The 21693-nt window shown below is 48.8% G+C and carries 21 protein-coding genes; 17 read left to right on the forward strand and 4 right to left on the reverse strand.

The features are described 5' to 3' along the window. Positions 1-167 precede the first annotated feature (167 nt). Both SNR34_RS12150 and infC read left to right on the forward strand, forming a co-directional pair. Positions 168-1100, forward strand: coding sequence for a manganese-dependent inorganic pyrophosphatase (locus SNR34_RS12150; protein ID WP_236418689.1), 933 nt, complete (start codon positions 168-170; stop codon positions 1098-1100). A gap of 111 nt (positions 1101-1211) precedes the next feature. Continuing rightward, positions 1212-1703, forward strand: coding sequence for a translation initiation factor IF-3 (gene infC, locus SNR34_RS12155; protein WP_343259403.1), 492 nt, complete (start codon positions 1212-1214; stop codon positions 1701-1703). Positions 1704-1800: 97 nt separating this feature from the next. Here the strand turns inward: infC and SNR34_RS12160 are convergent, their stop codons facing one another. Both SNR34_RS12160 and SNR34_RS12165 read right to left on the reverse strand, forming a co-directional pair. Next, positions 1801-2628 carry a protein-glutamine gamma-glutamyltransferase gene (locus tag SNR34_RS12160; RefSeq protein WP_236418702.1) on the reverse strand — a complete coding sequence of 276 codons (828 nt, stop codon included), beginning with the start codon at positions 2626-2628 and terminating at the stop codon, positions 1801-1803. A 204-nt stretch (positions 2629-2832) separates the two neighbouring features. Next, the gene (locus SNR34_RS12165) at positions 2833-3306 is read right to left on the reverse strand and encodes a tyrosine-type recombinase/integrase (RefSeq protein ID WP_486181981.1); all 474 of its coding nucleotides are present in this window, start codon (positions 3304-3306) and stop codon (positions 2833-2835) included. A gap of 559 nt (positions 3307-3865) precedes the next feature. Here SNR34_RS12165 and SNR34_RS12170 point away from each other — a divergent pair. From SNR34_RS12170 to SNR34_RS12205, 8 genes are all read left to right on the forward strand, one after another. Then, positions 3866-4333, forward strand: a complete 468-nt coding sequence (locus SNR34_RS12170) for an acetylglutamate kinase (protein ID WP_486181982.1) — start codon at positions 3866-3868, stop codon at positions 4331-4333. 293 nt (positions 4334-4626) lie between these two features. Further along, positions 4627-5445 carry a DUF2935 domain-containing protein gene (locus SNR34_RS12175; RefSeq protein ID WP_486181983.1) on the forward strand — a complete coding sequence of 273 codons (819 nt, stop codon included), beginning with the start codon at positions 4627-4629 and terminating at the stop codon, positions 5443-5445. Between the two features lie 55 nt (positions 5446-5500). Continuing rightward, positions 5501-5887, forward strand: coding sequence for a YmaF family protein (locus SNR34_RS12180; RefSeq protein ID WP_486182446.1), 387 nt, complete (start codon positions 5501-5503; stop codon positions 5885-5887). A gap of 102 nt (positions 5888-5989) precedes the next feature. Beyond that, positions 5990-6094, forward strand: coding sequence for a YjcZ family sporulation protein (locus SNR34_RS12185; protein ID WP_486181984.1), 105 nt, complete (start codon positions 5990-5992; stop codon positions 6092-6094). Positions 6095-6396: 302 nt separating this feature from the next. Continuing rightward, a complete protein-coding gene (locus SNR34_RS12190) occupies positions 6397-6591 on the forward strand; it encodes a hypothetical protein (protein WP_486181985.1) in 195 nt (64 codons plus the stop codon). Between the two features lie 13 nt (positions 6592-6604). Beyond that, positions 6605-6820, forward strand: a complete 216-nt coding sequence (locus tag SNR34_RS12195) for a hypothetical protein (RefSeq protein ID WP_486181986.1) — start codon at positions 6605-6607, stop codon at positions 6818-6820. An 89-nt stretch (positions 6821-6909) separates the two neighbouring features. Continuing rightward, a complete protein-coding gene (locus SNR34_RS12200) occupies positions 6910-7038 on the forward strand; it encodes a hypothetical protein (RefSeq protein WP_486181987.1) in 129 nt (42 codons plus the stop codon). A 341-nt stretch (positions 7039-7379) separates the two neighbouring features. Beyond that, positions 7380-9887 carry a PAS domain-containing protein gene (locus SNR34_RS12205; RefSeq protein ID WP_486181988.1) on the forward strand — a complete coding sequence of 836 codons (2508 nt, stop codon included), beginning with the start codon at positions 7380-7382 and terminating at the stop codon, positions 9885-9887. 210 nt (positions 9888-10097) lie between these two features. Here the strand turns inward: SNR34_RS12205 and SNR34_RS12210 are convergent, their stop codons facing one another. Together SNR34_RS12210 and SNR34_RS12215 are read right to left on the reverse strand one after the other, a co-directional pair. After that, on the reverse strand, positions 10098-10310 hold the full coding sequence (locus tag SNR34_RS12210; protein ID WP_236419223.1) for a cation:proton antiporter regulatory subunit: 213 nt from the start codon (positions 10308-10310) through the stop codon (positions 10098-10100). A gap of 136 nt (positions 10311-10446) precedes the next feature. After that, complete coding sequence (locus tag SNR34_RS12215) at positions 10447-11130, reverse strand: LPXTG cell wall anchor domain-containing protein (protein ID WP_486181989.1); 684 nt, start codon at positions 11128-11130, stop codon at positions 10447-10449. Here SNR34_RS12215 and SNR34_RS12220 point away from each other — a divergent pair. From SNR34_RS12220 to SNR34_RS12250, 7 genes are all read left to right on the forward strand, one after another. Then, positions 11129-11440, forward strand: a complete 312-nt coding sequence (locus SNR34_RS12220; RefSeq protein ID WP_486181990.1) for a hypothetical protein — start codon at positions 11129-11131, stop codon at positions 11438-11440. The two genes, SNR34_RS12215 and SNR34_RS12220, sit on opposite strands and share 2 nt — an antisense overlap. 433 nt (positions 11441-11873) lie before the next feature. Continuing rightward, complete coding sequence (locus tag SNR34_RS12225; RefSeq protein WP_486181991.1) at positions 11874-13568, forward strand: M3 family oligoendopeptidase; 1695 nt, start codon at positions 11874-11876, stop codon at positions 13566-13568. 160 nt (positions 13569-13728) lie between these two features. Continuing rightward, positions 13729-14589: a GNAT family N-acetyltransferase gene (locus tag SNR34_RS12230; protein WP_343259400.1), complete on the forward strand. Its 861-nt coding sequence runs from the start codon at positions 13729-13731 to the stop codon at positions 14587-14589. A 343-nt stretch (positions 14590-14932) separates the two neighbouring features. After that, positions 14933-16084, forward strand: coding sequence for an iron-containing alcohol dehydrogenase (locus SNR34_RS12235; RefSeq protein WP_486181992.1), 1152 nt, complete (start codon positions 14933-14935; stop codon positions 16082-16084). A gap of 507 nt (positions 16085-16591) precedes the next feature. Beyond that, the gene (locus SNR34_RS12240) at positions 16592-17755 is read left to right on the forward strand and encodes a glucose-1-phosphate adenylyltransferase (RefSeq protein WP_236419283.1); all 1164 of its coding nucleotides are present in this window, start codon (positions 16592-16594) and stop codon (positions 17753-17755) included. 26 nt (positions 17756-17781) lie between these two features. Next, entirely contained in the window at positions 17782-18885 is a 1104-nt protein-coding gene (gene glgD / locus SNR34_RS12245) for a glucose-1-phosphate adenylyltransferase subunit GlgD (RefSeq protein ID WP_236419313.1), read from the forward strand. A gap of 143 nt (positions 18886-19028) precedes the next feature. Then, complete coding sequence (locus SNR34_RS12250) at positions 19029-21461, forward strand: glycogen/starch/alpha-glucan phosphorylase (protein ID WP_486181993.1); 2433 nt, start codon at positions 19029-19031, stop codon at positions 21459-21461. Positions 21462-21693 lie beyond the last annotated feature (232 nt).

A 21693-nucleotide genomic window follows, 5' to 3' on the forward strand; every position in this document is an offset into this window, starting at 1 on the left:
TTACTCCAACATTTTTTTTTGGAAAATGAGCATTTGAGAATGAATTGCATTGAATTCGTTGTAAAGGGATTGGAATGAACTCATATTGACGCTATAATCAGTAAAGGTATGATACCTTATAGAATATGGTTATAACGACAAACCATCATTGACGGAGGGCTATGAACATGGAAAAAGCGTTAATCTTCGGACATAAAAATCCGGATACGGATACGATCTGTTCTGCGATCGCTTATGCCGACCTGAAAACAAAATTGGGACAAAACGTCGAAGCGGTGCGCCTGGGAGAAGTAAATGGCGAAACGCAATACGCGCTTGATTTCTTCAAAGTGGATGCTCCGCGTTTGATTAGCACGGCTGCCAACGAAGTGAACAACGTAATCCTCGTCGACCACAACGAGCGCCAGCAAAGCGTTAGCGACATTGCGGACGTTACCGTGGTTGAGGTCATCGACCATCACCGCATCGCGAATTTCGAGACAAGCCAGCCGCTTTATTTCCGTGCAGAGCCTGTCGGTTGCACCGCAACCATCCTGAACAAGCTTTACAAGGAAAACGGCGTGGAAATCAGCGCGCCGATCGCCGGCCTGATGTTGTCCGCGATCATTTCCGACTCGCTGCTCTTCAAATCGCCGACTTGCACCGAGCAGGACGTTGCAGCAGCTCGCGAACTGGCAGCCATCGCTGGCGTGGATGCGGACAGCTACGGCCTGGATATGTTGAAAGCCGGCGCAGACCTGAGCCAAAAAACGATTGCCGAGCTGATCTCCCTCGATGCCAAAGAATTTTCGATGGGACAAGCCAAAGTCGAAATCGCTCAAGTCAATGCGGTTGACGTGAACGACGTGCTCGTGAAGCAGCCTGAGCTTCAAGCTGCGATCGAGGCGATCATTTCCAGCAAAGGGCTGGACCTGTTCGTATTTGTCGTAACGGATATTTTGAACAACGATTCTGTTGCCCTGGCATACGGTGCTTCCGCCCATGCTGTCGAGAAAGCATACAATGTCACGCTGAACGACAGTAAGGCGCTGCTGAAAGGCGTTGTATCCCGCAAATCGCAAATCGTACCGGTGCTGACCGAAGCGTTCAACAACCTGTAATCGGATTCGGTACAAGCGCGATCTGTCGCGTATTTAAGCCTGCTCTGATCCTCAAAGGGTCAGGTCAGGCTTTTGTTTTCATTTCATGAATGATAAGGAGGCTGGACAGGCATGATCAAAAACGAAAAAATCAAAGCAACCGAAGTGGCGTTGACCGGGCTGAACGGAGAAGACCTTGGCATCGTATCCACTCGGGAAGCCCTCGCACTGGCTAAACAGCATAAAGTGGACCTTGTCTGCATGTCGCTGATGACAAGCCCCCCGCCTTGCCGGCTGATTGGAGCAGGCGCGGCCAGGCAGGAAGCTGAGCAAGAGAAGAAAAAGGCCGGGAAATCACCGGATAAACGCAAAGTAAAAGAGATCCGGCTCAATCTGCAGATGGAGGACCATGACCGGGACGTAAAACAGACGCAGGCGGAGCGGATTCTTAAAAATGGCGATTCGGTCAAACTGGTCATTCAAGTGAAAGGCGGAAAGGAAGGTACCGCCGGCAAGGAATGGGCAGAGCAGTTGTGCAAGTCATTGGCAGAGTTTGGCAGCCCGGCAACCGGCATTCAAGTCAGCGGCAAGCAGGTTGCCGTCCAGATCGACCCCCGAACGTAATGGGAGCATTGTGCGAGGCATAACGGATCAACCCCCGGAGGAAGCAGTCGTTTTGCTTTCCGGGGGTCTTTTTCAATATGAACTTGCATCACGTATGCTACACTCTCAAATAACGGCTTCTACCCACGCGTACGTACAGCTGCCCAGGCAAGACCGGGGTGGTTGCCTCCTGGGCGTTGTTCGACGGGTTGCTTTTGGCAAAGCGCGAAAGGTACAGGAAATCCGGATAAATAATCATATCCATCAAATAGGCGGAGGTTCTGCTGCCGGGAACACGGTTCTGGTTCAAAATGTGAATGATGTCTTGGCCCGACGCGATGCCGATGCCATGTCCATAATACCAGTCCTCTCGAAGCATGATGGTATTTTCGCCTTGCCACTCCGGCGTTTCCGGAGAAACATCGGGATTTTTGAAGTATAATACGTCGCCGGGGAGAGCAAACTGCTTGCCGTTTTTTTCGGTCAACCGCAGGTCGCTGTCATAATGCCAGTCGAACAGGAGCAGATCGTGAAATAGCGAATTGAAAGCGTCCTCCCGTATGCTGCCCAGTACCCCGCCATAAAGGACGATAACGGCAGCGGTCGCGCATTCAAATCCGTACAAGTGGCCATTCTGCCAAATATCCCGAATACCGGCGGCAGGGGTCACGTTTGGTTTCAGCTCAAAACCACCTTGCCGGGTACGATTCCAAAACATCGGATTACATCGCGAATTTTCGAACGTGGAGAAGCTGGCGCCGCTGGCATTCAAGCCTTCTGCGGCTTCTACAAGGGAGGATCTGAGGTCCCATTCAAAGTGAAGATGCTCCATGGACTGATAAGCATAGACGTGGGGGCTGTCTTGGAGCTTCTGAAGCCAGTGCCATTGGAAATCCGTCCATTCCTGCCGATCCAGATGGATGGGCCGATTGGCTACGAGAATCATGCGCTTTAACCTCCTTCAATCCCGTAATGTCGATTCATGCAAAAAAAATGCCTTCTGCTCGTTTAAGGACAGCCAGGGATGGGGTACTACTCTATAGATAATATACATACAGGCAAAAATAAATGTGTAAACCGTGTGTTTACAGGGTTTTTATATGACTATTGCAAGTTTAAAATCACGAAAAAATCACAATCTCTGCAAAAATTACATCTGTAGAACACTTGAGAAATGTTCCATGATTTTCTCAGTAGCATTTTTCTTCATGTCTCGAGTAACGTGTGTATAGATCTTTAGAGTTGTTTTAACGTCATCATGCCCAACTCTTTCCATGATTGTTTTCAAATCTACACCAGCTTCTGCCAACATACTGACATGAGTATGGCGAAAAATATGAGGAGTAGCATCCTTTGTAATGGATGTGTGTTTGAGTATTCGTTTCATTCGTTTAAGTATATTTTGAGTGAAAAAAGGATATCCATCAACATGAGAAAAAACAAAATGCTTATCATGATAATCATCAAATTTTTTTATATATATTAGCCGCTGTGAACGCATACGTTCTATGTAACTTTCAATCCCTCGCATAACGTTCTCAATCACATCAAATTCACGAATCGACCCTGTTGTTTTTGGAGGTGTTAACTTATATCCCTTTTTGTTGTTTTTAGGGCTATACAACGTTTTTGTAACACGGAGTTCGTTCGTTTCGAAAAAGAAATCCGTATGGGCGAAGTCGGCCTATGAATGTTACAAGGAATACATTTCAGACACCACTGGCAGTTACGATTCTGGCGGCAACTCGTGATCTCATACCGCAAGGAAAAGGGTATCAAACCCTATAATTTACAAATTCGTATTCATAGTGTAAGATAAAGGAAATTCGGGAGAATCGGTAAACAACCTCACTGCCATTAACAGTGAGGTTGTTTTTTTTGTTTTATAGGAGTAATTTCTTGTCCCGAGTCAAGGATAGGAATTATTCCGATTCCCGAAATGGACTAATAACATGTTCCGATTAACAATTTGATAAACATCTGATTGGAATGCACAAATGGAGGCGGTTGCCTATATATTGTTGTAAAAAAGGAGTTGACGGATGATGTTTAATTATGTTCCGACGTACTATTATCCTGACTTTCGAAAAGCTGATCCCTTGAAATGGACGCCAGCCAGCGTAGATTTAAACAGGAAGCTCAGGTCATTATGGGAACAGCATGTGTTCTGGACGAGATTAACGGTGAATAGTATCGTCGATGGACTTGGTGACGTCCAACCGACAACCGCAAGACTTCTGCAAAATCCAAGTGATTTTGCAATGGTGCTTGCACCGATTTATGGGACTGCTATTGCCAGTCAATTTGAAAAACTGCTCAGAGAACATTTAACGATTGCCGCAGAGCTTGTTACTGACTTAAAGTCGGGTAGCAGTGCAGCAGCAGAAGATGCCCAGAAACGGTGGTATGCCAATGCAGATGCGATTGCAGCTTTTCTGGCACAAATTAATCCATATTGGTCTAAACTGGAATGGCAAAAAATGATGTATGAGCATTTACGTCTCCTTACTGAAGAGGTTGTAAGTCGCATTGCGAAAGATTACGTGAGGAATGTTAATACAAGTCGTTTCATTGAACAACAGGCTTTGGATATGGCTGATTTGATGACAAGTGGAATTGTCCAACAGTTTCCGTCGATGTTTCAGGCTTAAGATCATTCAACTTAAGTTCAGTAAAACTTGAGGGCTGCCATTCAGCTTTAAAAATAATTTTTTTGAAAACGTTAATCTAAAAAATGATTGACGTTTTTTGTGTTTAAAAAACTGATCCTAAGTGTAAGGGCACGATTAACATACTGGGACTTTTGCGATGATTAGCGTTTACTAAATCAATAAATTACGCATAAAACAACTAAAAAGCACACCCTTCAGCATATTGGACCAAGCGTAGGTCATATATTCTGCGTATAATGTGGTTCTTTAGTCATTGATAAGGAGTGATATATTTGCCAGACGTATTTGTAGAACGATCATTAGACGAAATTCGATTCTGGTCACGTATCATGAAGGAACATTCATTTTTCCTTCGATTAGGTTTTAGAAGTGAAGATACACAACTGATTAACGAAGCCAACCAATACCAAGCCATTTTTGAAGATATCGAGGGGAGAGCCAATTCGTTTTCTGTAAACACAGATCCTCAAATCATTAGGGAATTTAATGTAGAGGTACACAATGCAGCGGCTCATATTTGGGCTTTTAAAAGAAAGGTTTTGGGCCTGATCTTGCAGTGCCAGCTGCCAGGACAGAATAATTTCCCTTTGCTTGTTGATCATATCAGCCGGGAAGCCAACTATTTTAGAAACCGATTGGAGGAACTGAATTCCGGAAGGCTTGAACCTATACATGATGCTATTATTGATGAGAATGTTTTCTTCCTCAAAATAATGGCTGACCATGCAAAGTTTATAGGCCACCTTTTAGATCCTTCAGAAAGGAAGCTTGTTGAGCAAGCTAGAGAGTTTAGTCATGAATTTGATACCCTTTTGTATCAAGCGATTGATTTAAGCTCAATGCGGCCTCAATCCCAGACAATTCCATTATTGAGTCAGTTTGTAGATGAGAACCGGGTTTCTGTGAGGTCATTACGGGATTTTAAGAAGACAGCCCGAGATTTAATCGAAGAATGCCGGATAAAAAGCATCATCCATCCTCTATTGGCAGATCATGTATTTCGGGAAGCTGAAAGGTTTTTGTTTATTCTGGATATGTTTGAACGGTCGTTATCCGGAGAGAAGGTAAACAAGAGGGAAATATTGTTCTAACATAACGGTTTGATCAAACAAAACATACAAGATTAATTCTAGGGAGGGAAATATACTGGAAATACCAATCACAGGATTACTGCTTCGTTCTGAAGGTTCTGGCTCTGAACATGCCCATAGTCTCCTTATTACTTCATGGGATGGACAACCGGTTAGGCTTCATGTTCACCCGATTTCGGGGGATACTTCGTTTGATGTCGGACACTTTCATCATTACGCAGGAACCACAGACCCTGCCCCCAGCGGTGTTCCCCATGTCCATTACTACAATGTGGAAACTTCATTTAATGACCAGCATATTCATTATGTTCGAGGAAGAACAGGACCGGCAATCCCCTTACCGACTGGTGGACATTATCACGATTTTGAGGGTTACACAACAGTAAACGGTAGAATTCCTCATTCACATCGATATAAGGGTAGCACAGGGAATGAGGAATAAATTAAAGGTTAAAAATGGTTGTCTCTCCCCTAGTTTCTGTCCCTATCAGCGGTAAGTATTCCTCCATACACTATATTATCTTATTTGAAAGGGACGACAGTAATGAGTGAGGTCAGTTACGGCGGTGGAGGAATGTTTACCAGTGTTGGTGTCATTCTGGTTCTCTTTATTCTGCTTGTTATTGTAAGCCGTACTTGGGGCGTTTAATGATTGATGCGTGGTCCAATTTTTTCGAAACATTTTAAGGCGATCAGTAGTTAGGGATAGTGGCAATCAATAAGAAAATTGAGCAAAAAAGAGAATTTCAGAACTTGGTATTATCCCCTTCATGTAGACATACGAAAAGGGACAACGATAAGATGATCTTAACGTCGTCGACTGGAAGGGGATTTTGCTATTTCACCAGAAAGGGACAATATGATTGGGTATTTTTTCTGCTAAATAATGAACGTATATTCGCATACAATAATTAAAAACAAACAAACGTTCTGTTTATTGGAGGGATGAACATGCCAGTTAAATACTTAGGGTGGTTGGTTGAAATCAATTATCAGGACCAATCGGGCAAAATTACGAAGAGACACATCCAAGTCAAAAGCATCCGATCCGGGCTCATCAAGGCGGACGATTTATTATCTGGCCAGTCGCGTACTTTCCGTGAATCGGGGCTGCTGGCATGGCATCCTATCCAGACAACAGGATAGGGGAGGCAACGGAATGCTGAACGATTATGAACGGAAAGTGTTGAGAATCTTGTATAACTACAGCAACGTGCGGCGAAGATTCCCCACGCTTCAGGAGCTGACCGTAAAGACTGGAAGGAGCAAGGTCGATATTATGGCAGCTCTGGACGGTCTAGTTGCTGCGAATTACATAACGTGGGAAAAGAAGTCGGGCGGCCAAAATCATCATAGTGGAGGGCTGGGAACGTGAGACCGAGAAGCCGAAGCTTCCAAAGGCACCGTCGCCGGAGCGTGGAAATGACTTGAGTTACTGGACCGAATATTAGGGAGCACAAATCGATGGGTAAAAAATTAATAGGTAATGGAATTATTGAATCATTCCGGATGATCCTGCCGGAATTCCGAGAAGCTTATCTGGAAGAAAAGAGGGAACAGGAACGACGTGGCAAACGCAAAACCCACCGCTAAAGATTGACCGCCTGCGGTGGGTTTTGTTGTACATTTACAGATGCGCGCCGTGAGGCACTTTGTTGTCCAAGGTCATACTCATTATTTAGAACTCCTTCTATTTGGTTCAGGTGATATAAATACGTTTAAAAAAATCACAAATAAATCACGATCTCTGCGAATACAGGTGAATGCTTGCGAATGAAAATGCTAAAATCGAAACCGTATAAAGGCTTTGATTAAGGGAAAACGAACGTAGGCGTACGCAGACGAATCGAAATATAATATTCTATAGATGATGTTATGTTTGATCCTGACAGTTGATTACGGAAAAACCGATTCGGAAAGAAGGGGGATGAGCAATGTCGAATTCGATTAGCGAAAACCGTTCGCTCTTTGAGCAGTTATATACGCATGCACCCATCGGCATTGCTGTGGCATCACATGTGAATGGACTGTGGCTTCAATTGAATCCCGCATTCTGTCAAATGCTTGGATATGAGGAAGCGGAGTTGACGGATACTCCGGTTACTGATCTGTTGTTTTCTGAAGATGTCGACATGGAGCGCTTTCGCTGCGAATGCTGGGACATGGCGAACGGACTCACGCAAATGTTTGAAACGGAACTGCGATTGATCCGAAAAAACGGAAGCTTGGTATGGGCGACGGTTCGTGCCTGCATCGTCAAAGATGAAACATCCGGCAAACCGCTCTATTTGCTTGTGCAGGCTGTAGATATCACCAAGCAGAAGGAGGCGGAGAAGCGAATGTGCGAACAACGTGGGCAGCTGGAAGAGAGCGGTCGAATCTCCCGTATGCTCACGGAGGTTTCGCCAGACCTCATTGCCATTCATCAAGCCGATGCACAGCGGACCTTCAAATACGTATCGCCAGCCTGTCGGCATATGCTCGGATATGAACCTGAAGAGATGGTGGGCATGCCCGGCATGTTCTGCATTCATCCGGAGGATATATCGCTTGTGCAAACGTATCTTAATGCGCAAATTCAAGGCCTGGTTCCCGAACGGATTACGTATCGCCTTGTCCGAAAAAGCGGAAGCTGTATTTGGGCGGAGACCATCACCCATTACGTCTACGGTTCAAACGGGGAGCTGAAGGAAATTATAGCGGTGACTCGGGATATTACGGCGAGCAAACAACAACAGCTCAGTCTGGAAGAATATCGGTCCTTGTTCGACTGCAATCCGCTTGGCGTCGCCTCATTGGACTTGGATGGCAAACTGCTCAAAGCCAATATGGGGCAGGAACAGTTGACAGGCCATACCCGCGAGGAATTATTGATGAGCTCTTTCGAACAACTGATCGATCCCGCTGACCTGGACAAGACGAAATACCATTTTGAAGAGACCGTAAAGGGAAAGGCCCAGCGCTATGAAATCGGCTTGATTCACAAGGATGGCCACCGGATTGAAGCGAGCGTGATCAACTTGCCGATTGTGATGGAAAACAGGGTGGTCGGCGTATACGGCATTACCAGTGACATTACCGAATCCAAGCGGTATGTGGAAGAAATCGAAAATTTGAGCTATGAACGGGCGTTGATCCTGAATGCGATGTCTGAAGGGGTCATCGGCCTGGATCAGGATGGGCATTTGATTTTTGCGAATCCGGCCGCGGTTCAAATGATGGAATTTTGCCCCTCAACGCTGAACGGCAGACCGCTTGAGGAAATTATGCTGCAGATGCAAAGCGCGGGCATTCCGTATTCGTCACGCTCCAACCCGATCTTGCAGGCCGTGAAGAACGGCCGGAGCCTGCCTCGGTCGGAGGCGATATTTTGGAGGCAGGACGGGTCCAGTTTCCTGGCCGAATTCCAGTTGAAGCCGATTATGGACCAAGGAAAAGTTCGCGGAGGCGTGCTCGTTTTTCGCGACATGACGTCGGTGAACGAGATTATTCGCGCCAAGGAAGCGGCCGAGCATGCAGACCGGGCTAAATCGGAGTTCCTGGCCGTGATGAGCCATGAGCTTCGAACACCGCTTAACGGAATTATGGGCATGGCCCATCTATTGAAAGACACGGAAATGAATGAGGAGCAGCAAGGCTATGTGGATATTATGATCCAGAGCGGGGAATCTTTGCTGCACATTCTTAACGAAATTCTTGATTTCAGCAAAATCGAGGCAGGTCGGATGGAGCTGATCCACGACGTTGTCGACATTCGAGCGATGCTTCGGGGCGTCGTGAATCTGTTCACTCCCAAGGCGGCCGAAAAGAAAGTCGCCATCGGTTATGAGATCGGGGAGGACGTTCCGGATGCCATGTTCGGTGACGAGACGCGCATTAAACAAGTGCTGATCAACCTGCTCGGCAATGCCGTCAAATTTACGGATCGAGGTAACATTCAAGTGAGCGTAGATCTGCATGGTAATGGCTCGGATGGAAGCAAGGCACGGCTTGTCTTTAAGGTCAAGGACACGGGCATCGGCATTCCGCTGGACAAACAGCACCAGTTGTTCCAATCCTTTTCGCAGCTGGATCCGGCCATTAACCGGAAATACGGAGGAACCGGACTCGGGCTTGCGATCAGCAAAAAGCTGGTGGAATTGATGGGCGGCGCCATCGGCGTGCAGAGCGAAACCAACAAAGGAGCCGAATTTCAATTCACGCTGGAATTGGAGCGAAGGTCCGACGACCACTGCGAAACGGAATCCGTTTCAATAGGTGCGAAGGAATCTGAAGCAGATCGACGGCAAGCTGCTTTGCCTGAGCAAAAGCAAAAATTGGAGTCGCATGCACCCGAACTCCATATCCTTGTTGCGGAAGACCAGTCCTTGAAACGTCCGTCTGAGGAAGAAATGCTTCCCAAACCCGGCGGGATGTATGACATAGATGCAGAACAGCTTTAAGGCACATATGCATATCTGCGCAATCAAAAACCAAGCCGATCGCTGAGGAGATCGGCTTGGTTTTTGCGTGGTCAGTCCGGCATGCAGAATGACGGTTTGGAAGTCAGGATTAGCGCCGCATACGGGCTGCATTGCCCAACGGATCTTGCATATCGTTTGGATAAAGGGACATTGTCCGGCAGCATCTCTCAGGATGCGATCATCGTGGATTTAGGACCAGCCTCCGATAAGCCCGGAGAGCGTTACGCATTCGTCGTCCTCCAATTCCGCGATGAGAGTAAGCTCGTCCTGGTCGTCCGGATCGACTGCAAACAATTCGCGTCGTCCGTCTTCATGTTTGATGATGACCAGCTGGTTGCCGCTTTTGGTGGAGAATTGATACTTTACTCCAATGCCAGGCAATGGGCATTCCCGGATGTTCATGAAAAAGGTTCACCTCTTTTTAACGATTCCTTCATCGATTGACCGTTCACACAGTACGGGTGTATTCTACTATTCCTTACAACGTTTGGCAAGTCGCAAATCGAATGCTGTCATTCTCTTGCATTTTTCGGTTAACCTAGCTTTGATGCCGGCCCTTGTTTCGTTTGCGTCGAACCAGCCACCACGTGAGCAGTCCTGCGATCAGAGCCAAGCCGATGGCGGTGATGATGATGATATTGCGGATGTTCGGGACCTGCACGGTCATGTCCAGTGTATTCGTTCCAAGGGGATCGACGTGCCAGACCAGTGTCTTGCCCCGATCTTCGACTTCATCGGCATTGGAATCCTTGGCTTTGATCGGCAGGGTTAACTTGAAATCGAAGTTGACGTCTTTCAGCAATAGCTTTCTCAGAAATTCGGGCACTTTGCTGATCTGATCCTTGATTTCTCCGTCTGGCATGGATTCCATGGGGTCAGCAACCGCGGAGATATGATAGCTGTTAAAGAAGAAGCCGGGCGTTACGGAATAGTCAATCTGAATTCCGGCAGGCAGGTTCGACAGGTCAAAGTCGGTCGAGCCTTTGCTCTCGTAGTGGGCCTTGGCCGTTAACTGGCTGCGTTCCTTCTCGGTAGTGACTTCGGTGGTGAAACCGTTCCGTTTCAGTGCATCTCCGAGCAGGGGCAGCAAATTGTCCTGTCCGATCTTTCCAAGCGCGGAGTCGGTTACCCCAAGCTTCAGGGTCAGGTCGGAGGAACCGTCCAGATTGACGTTCAAATGAGCCTCGCCGTCGGCGCAGGCCGACAAAAGGATCACCGTCATGGAAAGCAGCATTGCAAAACAACATTGGCGCAGTGATAAGCGAATCGACATTGCATTCACCTTTCTGATAAAATCATTCGTATATAAGTTCGGGGATGAGGAAATGGCCATTTCCCCGATCCAGACATCCAGTATACACCGTTCACGGACCGTATGGAAATTCGCGCATGATGCCGATTTGCTTGAAAACAGGGTAGAATTCCTGCGAAAAGGGAAAGATACATCACGGTCTACCGCATTTTTGCAGCGGATTTTCCGTCTGATTTTTAATAAAATTGCAGATGTCGCATTTTTGTCAATGTTCGGTTAAGCCAGATGTCGTTTCCCCGTGTAAACTGATACTATGTATGTTGAATAAACGGATGCAAGGAGGGTCATTCATGGGTTACATCATTTTTTTGGTTGCCATTATGGTCGTGGGCATGGCTGGTATGGGCTGGTTCTTCCAGATGGTCGACAAGGAGAAACACTAGTGTTATCTGTTTGAAAAGTTGAAACAGGGACAAGCTTATAAAGCCGGCTTCGCGATTCATGCGAGGGTGGCTTGTTTGCTATGCGAAAAGTGCGGGTCTATCGATGAATCTGACATGAAAGCGTAAAAGAAATCACCCTGCATGTCCGAAGATTTGACCTTTGGATAAATATTTTTCGTAAAGATGGGATTTTTAGGTTTCTCTTTTGTATAATAGGGGGAGTCACTCGGGGTTTGCCCGAAATATTCCCATTTGGAAAGGGTGTACATAATGAAATTCAGTGAATATACGTATACACGTCCCGATCTCGAGCAGATCAAAGAGTCCTTTCGGGAACTGTTGAAAGGGTTTGAACAATCGGAATCTTTCGAAGAACAGAGCGGCTACATGGATCGAATCAATGCATTGCGCAGCGATTTCGAGACGCAGGCACAGCTTGTTTACATCCGTCACTCCATTGACACCAATGATGAGTTCTACAAAGCCGAGCAGGATTTTCTGGATGATAGCGCACCGATCATTCAGGAGTATGTAACCGATTTTTACCGCGCATTGGTGAATTCCAAGTTCCGCAGCAAGCTGGAAGAGAAGTGGGGCACGCAATTGTTCCGCTTGGCCGAGCTTTCGCTCAAAACGTTCAGCCCGGAAGTCATTGAAGACCTGCAGAAGGAAAACAAGCTTTCGACCGAATACAACCAATTGATCGCGTCGGCGAAAATTCCGTTCGAAGGCGAAGAGCGCACGCTTCCGCAGCTGCTTCCGTTCGAATTGTCGACGGACCGCTCCATGCGCGAACGCGCTTCGGCAGCCCGCTATGCTTTCATGGCCGAGCATGAATCCGAATTCGACCGCATCTATGACGAGTTGGTCAAGGTGCGGACGCAGATCGCCAAAAAGCTCGGATATCCTTCGTACGTCGAGATGGGATATGACCGCATGAACCGTACGGATTACAATGCCGACATGGTCGCGAATTTCAGAGCCCAGGTCCGCGATTACATCGTGCCGGTGGCTTCCAAGCTGAGAGAGCGCCAGCGCAGCCGGATCGGCGTGGATACGTTGTATTTCTACGATCAGGGATTCAGCTTCCCTACAGGCAATCCGACGCCGAAAGGCGACCCGGACTGGATTATCGAAAACGGCAAAAAAATGTACAACGAGCTGTCGCCGGAAACGGGTGGATTTTTCGAAATGATGACCGAGAACGAACTGATGGACCTGGTCAGCAAAAAAGGCAAACAAGGCGGCGGCTACTGCACGTTCCTGAATGACTACAAAGTGCCGTTCATTTTCTCCAACTTTAATGGTACATCGGGCGATATCGACGTGTTGACCCATGAAGCGGGCCATGCCTTCCAGGTATATGAGAGCCGCAACTTCGAAGTGCCGGAATACAACTGGCCAACCTATGAATCCGCAGAAATCCATTCCATGAGCATGGAGTTTTTCACCTATCCGTGGATGGAATCGTTTTTCAAGGAAGATACGGACAAATACAAGTTCGACCACTTGTCCTCCGCGCTGCTGTTCATTCCGTATGGCGTAGCTGTGGATGAGTTCCAGCATTTCGTGTATGCGAACCCGGACGCTACGCCTGCCGAGCGCAAACAGGCGTGGCGCAATATCGAGAAAACGTACCTTCCGCATATCAATTACAAGGATAACGAATACTTGGAGCGCGGCGGATTCTGGCATAAGCAGGGCCATATTTTCGCCTCGCCGTTCTATTACATCGATTACACGCTTGCGCAAATTTGCGCGTTCCAATTCTGGAAGCGCAGCAACGAGGATATGGCTTCTGCATGGGCGGATTACCTGACCTTGTGCCGAGCTGGCGGCAGCCGTTCCTTTACAGGTCTGGTCGAGTTGGCCGGATTGATTTCCCCGTTCCAGGACGGATGCGTTTCCTCCGTCATTGGCGATATCGAAGCTTGGCTCGATGGAGTCGACGACAAAGCGTTGTAAGGTAATGGAATGCCGAATGCGGCAAGTTGAATGGACGATTATCCCGTATAAAGGGGTGAACGGATACGAAAGATAACACGAAAGCATTCTGAGGCATAGACGGCTGATCAGCCTTTTTTATCCCTGAAGCAGCTCATGCAAAGAATGCGAGGTTATTCGAATGTTAGTTGAATTGATGACTCCTGCCGACCGGACACGGGTACTGCCGCTCATATCGAACACTAATGGTCAAGTGGTCATGGGCGGTGTGGCGTCCGGGTTACAGGCCGGCCGGGTCTATGTGGACGATGCCAGAGCCCCCCAAAGCGCCTTGGTGTGGGCGAGAAATGAAATGTTTTACCTGGTGGGCCGATCTGGTCACGAACGCTTTAATCGGCTTGCAGAACAAACGATCGTATCCAGGCTTTTGCCGGAAGCTCTGCATGCCGGTGAAGATACCTTGAATCTGGAAACATATCCGCTGCCCGGACAGGAATGGGACGCTGTGGTCGGCAGAATGTTCGGGGGAGCACTGCGGCAAGGATGGAGGATCCCGTTTTGTTTCCGTGAGGAGATGTTCGAGAAATTTAGCCATGATTATGAACACAGTCCTATCGAATCATCCCCAAAATACCAGCTTCGCATGGTTGATCCAGAGAGCGTTCGTCAGGATGCTGGTGGTGTGATCGTGACGGAGATCCTGAAATTTTGGCACTCCTTGGACGATTTCTATCGCTATGGATTCGGCACTTGTGTGTTATATCGTGATCAGGTGGTGGGCACCTGCATTTCGGTATTTGTTCACGAAAGCAATCATGAGGTCGGCATTGTGGTGTACGGTACGGAACATCGGGGGCAGGGGCTTGCTACGGCGATGGCTCACGAGTATGTGCGGACTTGCCTGAAACATGGGTGTACGCCGCATTGGACGACAGAACATTTTCGTCACGACTCTGCCGCGATAGCACGCAAATTGGGATTTGAGCAAGGAGCGTCATATCCTGTGCACTATGCGCCGATCCGAGAGTTGTTGGCAAAATAAGAACAGTATTCATGATGGTTTAGCGGCATGGAAGCATAGTCTTCGGTGCCGCTTTTTTCGCGTCTATAAAAACCACAAAAACATAAACACGTTAACGGAGAGGCAGAACCAATCTGGGGAAGCGAAGCGTTCGCCTAAAAGCTTTCTGAAAGAAAGCTGCATCGGAAGAGGGTACTGCACTCGCCAGTGGCCTAGTGTAATTTATGATTGCGGTTTATATAGTACCCATAATTCCCGAAAGTGTAACATTTGCAGCAATGGTTGTGATTTATTTCACTATAGTTGAAAACGGATTCAGGTACAATGAAAACAGTAAATCAGGGGATACAGGAGGCTGGTTCAGATGGCAACCCATGCATATTATGTTCCGCCCGTGAACTTGATGGGCAGAGGCTGCTTGCAGGATGCAGGCAACATGATTCAGGAAATGGGAATTCGGAATGCGCTTGTCGTAAGCGATCGCGGGCTGATGTCTTCCGGCGTAGCTGATCAGGTGCTGTCTATATTAAGAAAAGCCGGGCTAAACTACATCGTATATGATGCAGTTCAGCCCAACCCGACATGTCACAATGTGCATGAGGGGCTGAAAGTGTACCAGAAGCATGGGTGCGATGCCATCATTTCGATCGGCGGCGGCTCCCCGCAGGACGCAGCCAAGGCGATCGGCATCGTGGCAACCAACGGCGGGCATATTCGGAATTATGAAGGTATGCACCAATCGAAGCACAAATCCGTGCCGATCGTGGCGATCAACACAACGGCCGGCACGTCAAGCGAGGTGACGATTAACTACGTGATTACAGATGAAGAACGCAAGGTTAAAATGGTGATGGTGGACCCGAACTGTCTTGCCTCCCTGTCGGTGAACGATCCGGAACTGATGCTCAGCAAACCGTCCAGCCTGACGGCCGCCACAGGAATGGATGCATTAACCCATGCCGTCGAGGCGATGGTCACGCCGGGGGCATTTACGGTCACGAATGCAACCGCTGCTGCGGCAGTGGAACTGATCTTTGAATATCTTCCCCGTGCAGTGAGGGACGGTAACGATCTGGAGGCGCGCGAGCATATGACCTATGCGTGTTTCTTGGGAGGCATGGCCTTCAACAATGCGGGTTTGGGTTACGTTCATGCCATGGCTCACCAGCTTGGAGGCGTATATGATTTGCCTCACGGCGTATGCAACGCCATGCTGCTGCCTTACGTGGAGGAACTGAATGCCAAGCATGTGCCGGATAAATTTCGCCATATCGCCAAAGCGATCGGCATGGATGTGAGAAACAAATCGGACGAGGAATGCTCCGAATACGTGATCGAGGCCATAAGGCAGTTGTCCAGGGAGGTTGGCATTCCGGAAAAGCTCTCAGAACTCGGAGTGAAGGACCCTGATATCGAACTGTTGGCCGATAATGCCATGAAGGACGTTTGCGCACCGGGCAATCCGTACCAGCCGAGCAAAGAAGAAGTGATGGAGTTGTTCCGCAAAATTGTATAAGTGACGCAAGAAAGCTGCCGGGAGAAATCCCGGCTTATATTTTTGGATTACTTATTTTTCCAGTTCAGTTTCAGGATGAACCAAAAGGATTTTGAAATTCCTTACCGAATACTTACATTAATCACCATGGCAAGAAGAAGGGAGTGATCCTGACTGACCCAAACGATTGCCTGATCATCCATCTGCATGTTTATCCTCTGCAAGTCCGGTTTAATGTTGAGAAAGCAAACATCGCGATTTCCCACAATGCAACTACACCTTGTGCTTTGCTCCCCTTTTCTATTTTAAGCGAGTTTCTGTTCCAGGTTTGCTTACCCGATTTTATTCATCCCGATCCACTACAGTCACAAACGCAAAATGGTCCCGCTTTTCTTTGAACTCTTCGCATGGATTATAGACTGCACGGCTCGTGCGGAAAATTCAGATCATCACATCAGCGTCCACACATCGGAAAAACGTAGCAAGGCTTGAAAGATGCGTAAAAATGAACGTGGAGGAGGCTGAACGATGGCAAAAAAAGAAGTTGTAGCCATGCTGCTCGCCGGAGGGCAGGGCAAGCGTTTGAAAGGGTTGACGAAATCTTTGGCCAAACCGGCCGTGTTTTTTGGCGGAACGTACCGGATCATTGATTTTCCCCTGAGCAATTGTTCCAACTCGGGCATTGATACCGTCGGGGTGTTGACCCAATATGAGCCCATGGTGCTTCATTCATATATAGGAATCGGCAGCGATTGGGACCTGGACCGAAAAAACGGCGGCGTCTACGTTCTGCCTCCCCATGAGCGTGAGAACGGCAGCAACTGGTATCGCGGCACCGCCGATGCCATTTACCGCAACCTGAATTTCATCGAACAGTTCGATCCCGAGCACGTGCTGATCCTGTCAGGCGATCATATCTACAAAATGGATTACGAGCGCATGCTCCAGTATCACAAAGAAAAGAATGCCGACTGCACCATCTCGGTGATCGAAGTGCCTCTTGCGGAAGCGAGCCGCTTCGGCCTGCTCAATACGGACGAGACGTATCGCATCCATGAATTCGAGGAAAAACCGCCCGTGCCGAAAAGTACCCTGGCTTCCATGGGAATCTACCTGTTCAAGTGGGACGTGCTGAAACGGTTTTTGATTCACGATGAACAGCAGCCATCTACTTCCTATGACTTTGGCAAAGACATCATTCCATTGCTGCTTGCCCATGATAAATCGTTATACGCCTACCCTTTTAAAGGCTATTGGAAGGACGTCGGTACCATTTACAGCCTGTGGGAGTCCAACATGGATTTGTTGCATGAAGAAGCGCCGCTGAATCTGAATGATCCCGATTGGCGGATTTATACGCGGAATCCCAATCAGCCGGCCCAATACATTTCTCCATCGGCGAAATTGCGCAGCTGCATCGTTAGCGAGGGCAGCGTTGTGCATGGAGAGATCAACCATTCCGTGTTGTTCTACGGGACAGAGGTGGGAGAAGGCAGTTTGATCGTTGATTCCGTAGTGATGCCTGGAGTTCGGATCGGACGCAATGTACGCCTTCACAGAACCATTGTTGCCGAAGGATTGGTCATTCCTGACGGCGCGCGGCTGTCTCCGGAGGATGAGAGCGACGTGCTGCTCGTCGACCAGGAAGAGCTGGAACGACGTTTACGGATAAGCATGGCAGGCAAAGCCTAATTTGATGACAGGGGACGGTGCAAGCGATGAAACCATTGATCGGCGTTATCAATCTGGACCACGAACTGGAAGAGCTGAAGGAATTGACGTACTTTCGCTGCGGTGCCGCGGTACCTTATGCCGGGCGTTACCGTCTGATCGATTTTGTGTTGTCCAACATGATGAATGCAGGCATTGAAAGCATCGGCGTATTCGTGCGCCGCAAATACCGGTCACTCATGGATCATTTGGGAGATGGCAAACCGTGGGATCTGGACCGCAAGCACGGAGGCATGTTCATCCTGCCGCCGGATTGGAACGATCCAACGGACAGCTCGCTGGGCGATTTGCAGCATTTTCACAACAATCTGGACTTCTTCCGTCGGGGAGCGGGCCAATATGTCGTTCATGCCGGCAGCCGGCATGTCACCAAGGCGGATTTGCAGGATGTTTATCAATTTCATATACGCAAAGGCGCAGACGTTACACTGGTTTGTAAAAAAGTAGACCGGCTGCTGCCTGAACACGAAGCTTGCATCAAGGTGGAAGATGACGGGGACGGCAATGTGCTGGACATTCACCAAGAAGCTGGCCACCCGAATATATATACAGAAATTTTCGTCATGGAAAAGGAGTTGTTCCTGCGCCAGGTGCAGCGATGCATCGAGCATGGCGAGAGCCATTTCTTCCGGGACGCGATCCAGAGGAATCCGGATGGCTTGAGCATTGCAGCGTACGCCTATGAAGGCTATCATGCCGTAATCAACTCCGTGGACAGTTACTACCGGAACAGCATGGAATTGCTGAATAACGGGCTGTATGAGCAATTGTTCAAGGAACAATCGGTGCATACCAAAATCAAATACGAAGCGCCTGCAAAATATTTGGATACCGCAGAGGTGAAGCATTCGCTGCTTGCGAACGGCTGCATCGTCGGCGGCGAAGTGGAGGATAGCATACTGTTCCGTGGCGTACATGTGGCCAAGGGGGCAAAAATCAAGGGTTCCATCATCATGCAGAAATGTTATATTGGTGAAGGAACCGTGCTCGAGAACGTCATTCTGGATAAAGACGTCAGGCTCAGCGGAGGGCAGACGTTGATCGGCAACGAGAATAGTCCTTACGTTTTGGCGAAAAGCACCAGCCTTTAAAATTCAGGCCGAACTTGCTGAACCTTTACAAAATAAAATCCTGCATATGCTTGGGAAAGACGAATGGAGGGCGGAGTTCATCCGGCGCACAGCGAGGCGAACCCCCTCCGCATATACAGGGTTTCACCGGGAGGAACCTACTTTTGTTTGACAATAAGGAAGCATTCAAAAGCATTTTTCAACGGAATCTGATCAGCAAATTGGGCAAACTGCCAGAAGAGGCAACGTTGGATGACGTATACCACGTGCTCGGGAGCATGATCCGTGAATACGCAGGCCATGATTGGGCGGCGTCGAATCAGGGATTCAAGCAGCGTCAGGATAAACAGGTGTACTACTTCTCGCTGGAATTCCTGATTGGACGTCTGCTCGGCAACAATTTGCTCAACGTGAATGAATTGGAGCTGGTACGCAGCAGCTTGGCCGAGCTGGGAATTTCGCTCGAACAGGTGGAGGAACAGGAGTCCGATGCAGGGCTGGGCAATGGCGGTTTGGGAAGACTCGCGGCCTGTTTCCTGGATTCGCTGGCTTCGCTCGGTTATGCGGGCCATGGATGCGGCATCCGATATAAATACGGTCTGTTCGAGCAAAAGATCATCAATGGCAATCAGGTCGAACTGCCGGACAATTGGCTGGACAAAGGCAATGAATGGGAAGTGCGCCGTCCGGACAAAAAAGTGGAGGTTCAGTTCTGGGGTCGGGTGGAGGCGTACGAACAGGATGGCCGCATGCAGTTTGCCACCAGAGACGCGGAATCGGTCGTAGCCGTGCCTTACGATACCCCTGTCATCGGTTACGGCCAGCCCCATGTGAATACGCTGCGGCTCTGGAGCGCCGAACCGAAGCGCGAAACTTCTTTGGATACGCCGTCGAACTACTACGGCTATCTGGATTACAGCCGGTCCGTCGAATCGATCTCGGAGTTTCTGTATCCGGACGATTCGCAGTACGAAGGCAAATTGCTGCGGCTCAAGCAGCAATACTTCATGTGTTCTGCCGGAGTGCAGAGCATTTTGCGCACGTTTAACAAACTAGATCTGCCGTATGACCGCTTGCCGGACAAAGTCGCCTTCCATATTAACGATACCCATCCCACTCTGGTCATCCCGGAGTTGATGCGCATCCTGATCGATATTCAGGGTTACGGCTGGGATGAGGCATGGGATATTACAGTAAGGACCGTTTCATATACAAATCATACGACCCTGAGCGAGGCGCTGGAAAAATGGCCGGTGTCCATGGTCAGCAAGCTGCTGCCACGCATTTACATGATCATAGAGGAAATCAACAAACGGTTTTGCGCCATGCTGATCGAGCGTTATCCGGGAGATCAGAACCGCATCGAGCAGATGGCGATCATCGCGAACGATCAGGTACGCATGGCCAACCTGGCCATCGTCGGCAGTCACAGCGTGAACGGGGTGGCCGCCTTGCATACGGAAATTTTGAAAGAGCGCGAGATGGCCCCGTTCTATGCGCTCTATCCCGAGCGGTTCAACAACAAGACCAATGGCATTACCCATCGCCGCTGGCTTATGCATGCGAACCCGAAACTGTCCGCCCTCATTACGGATACGATCGGAACGGACTGGATCACGCAGCCGGGCTTGCTGAATGAACTGGTGCCTTATGCCGGGGATGCGGCTTTTCAGCAGCAATTCCATGCGATCAAGCGGGCCAACAAGGAGCGGCTGGCAGCATACATTCTGGATCATGCGGGAGTTACCGTGAATCCGGATTCGATTTTCGATGTGCAGGTCAAACGGCTTCACGGATACAAACGTCAGCTGCTGAACATTTTGCATGTCATGCACTTATACAATCGTTTGAAGCACGATGCTTCGTATGATCTCGTACCGCGCACGTTCATCTTTGGAGCGAAGGCAGCGCCGAGCTATTATTTTGCCAAAAAAATCATCAAGCTGATCAATACGGCCGCCGATACGATTAATCAGGATCGTTCGGTTCAGGACCGTTTGAAAGTGCTGTTTCTTGAAAATTATTCCGTCTCGTTGGCCGAAAAGATCATACCGGCTGCCGATGTCAGCGAACAGATTTCGACCGCAGGCAAGGAGGCCTCGGGTACGGGAAACATGAAATTCATGATGAACGGGGCGCTCACGATCGGTACGATGGATGGCGCCAACGTGGAGATGGCGGAGCAAGTCGGGGAAGAGAACATGTTCATCTTTGGTTTGCGTGCAGAAGAAGTGTCCGAATATTATCGTTCCGGGCAATATCGGCCGCGCGAGGTGGCACAACAGGACGAACGTCTCGGCCAAGTGGTGGAGCAGCTTGTGCATCCCGGTGCGTTCTGCTGCCGGGACGGCGAATTTTGGGATATCTACGACTCGCTGCTTGCCCATGGCGACGAATACTTCGTGCTTCGGGATTTCGCTTCGTACGCAGACGCGCACGCAGCCATTGATGCGGCATACCGGGATGTTCCTGCATGGACCCGCAAAGCGGTGTTGAATACGGCGAAATCCGGCATCTTTTCGAGCGACCGCACGATCAGCGAGTATGCCACCGATATTTGGGGCATTGAACCCGTGTCCGGATTTTGGAGAGGCTGATGCTAAGCGGTCCACATTGTTGAATGATGGAGCGTATGTCTAAATGTGGTGCATGTTCATATCCCCATATTCCAGCACGCGTTGTTATCGTGTACAGGAATATGGGGATCTTTTTTGCCGGTTAACACGGGGAGGATCGGGATTCGGGTCGCCGGAATCATTTGAAGGTATTGGCAGGTTGATGAGCTCGTTCAATTGGAAAGCGTGTCCCTTTTGCATCCACCTTTTGCAT

It is taken from the genome of Paenibacillus sp. XP01 (assembly GCF_057364885.1).

Coding starts and splice junctions, on each gene's coding strand:
- infC (WP_343259403.1), top strand. CDS start 1,212: ATGATCAAAAACGAAAAAATCAAAGCAACCGAAGTGGCGTTGACCGGG.
- SNR34_RS12190 (WP_486181985.1), top strand. CDS start 6,397: ATGCCAGTTAAATACTTAGGGTGGTTGGTTGAAATCAATTATCAGGAC.
- SNR34_RS12185 (WP_486181984.1), top strand. CDS start 5,990: ATGAGTGAGGTCAGTTACGGCGGTGGAGGAATGTTTACCAGTGTTGGT.
- SNR34_RS12205 (WP_486181988.1), top strand. CDS start 7,380: ATGTCGAATTCGATTAGCGAAAACCGTTCGCTCTTTGAGCAGTTATAT.
- SNR34_RS12160 (WP_236418702.1), bottom strand. CDS start 2,628: ATGATTCTCGTAGCCAATCGGCCCATCCATCTGGATCGGCAGGAATGG.
- SNR34_RS12195 (WP_486181986.1), top strand. CDS start 6,605: ATGCTGAACGATTATGAACGGAAAGTGTTGAGAATCTTGTATAACTAC.
- SNR34_RS12200 (WP_486181987.1), top strand. CDS start 6,910: ATGGGTAAAAAATTAATAGGTAATGGAATTATTGAATCATTCCGGATG.
- SNR34_RS12210 (WP_236419223.1), bottom strand. CDS start 10,310: ATGAACATCCGGGAATGCCCATTGCCTGGCATTGGAGTAAAGTATCAA.
- SNR34_RS12215 (WP_486181989.1), bottom strand. CDS start 11,130: ATGACGGTGATCCTTTTGTCGGCCTGCGCCGACGGCGAGGCTCATTTG.
- glgD (WP_236419313.1), top strand. CDS start 17,782: ATGAAACCATTGATCGGCGTTATCAATCTGGACCACGAACTGGAAGAG.
- SNR34_RS12235 (WP_486181992.1), top strand. CDS start 14,933: ATGGCAACCCATGCATATTATGTTCCGCCCGTGAACTTGATGGGCAGA.
- SNR34_RS12220 (WP_486181990.1), top strand. CDS start 11,129: ATGGAAAGCAGCATTGCAAAACAACATTGGCGCAGTGATAAGCGAATC.
- SNR34_RS12225 (WP_486181991.1), top strand. CDS start 11,874: ATGAAATTCAGTGAATATACGTATACACGTCCCGATCTCGAGCAGATC.
- SNR34_RS12230 (WP_343259400.1), top strand. CDS start 13,729: ATGTTAGTTGAATTGATGACTCCTGCCGACCGGACACGGGTACTGCCG.
- SNR34_RS12150 (WP_236418689.1), top strand. CDS start 168: ATGGAAAAAGCGTTAATCTTCGGACATAAAAATCCGGATACGGATACG.
- SNR34_RS12240 (WP_236419283.1), top strand. CDS start 16,592: ATGGCAAAAAAAGAAGTTGTAGCCATGCTGCTCGCCGGAGGGCAGGGC.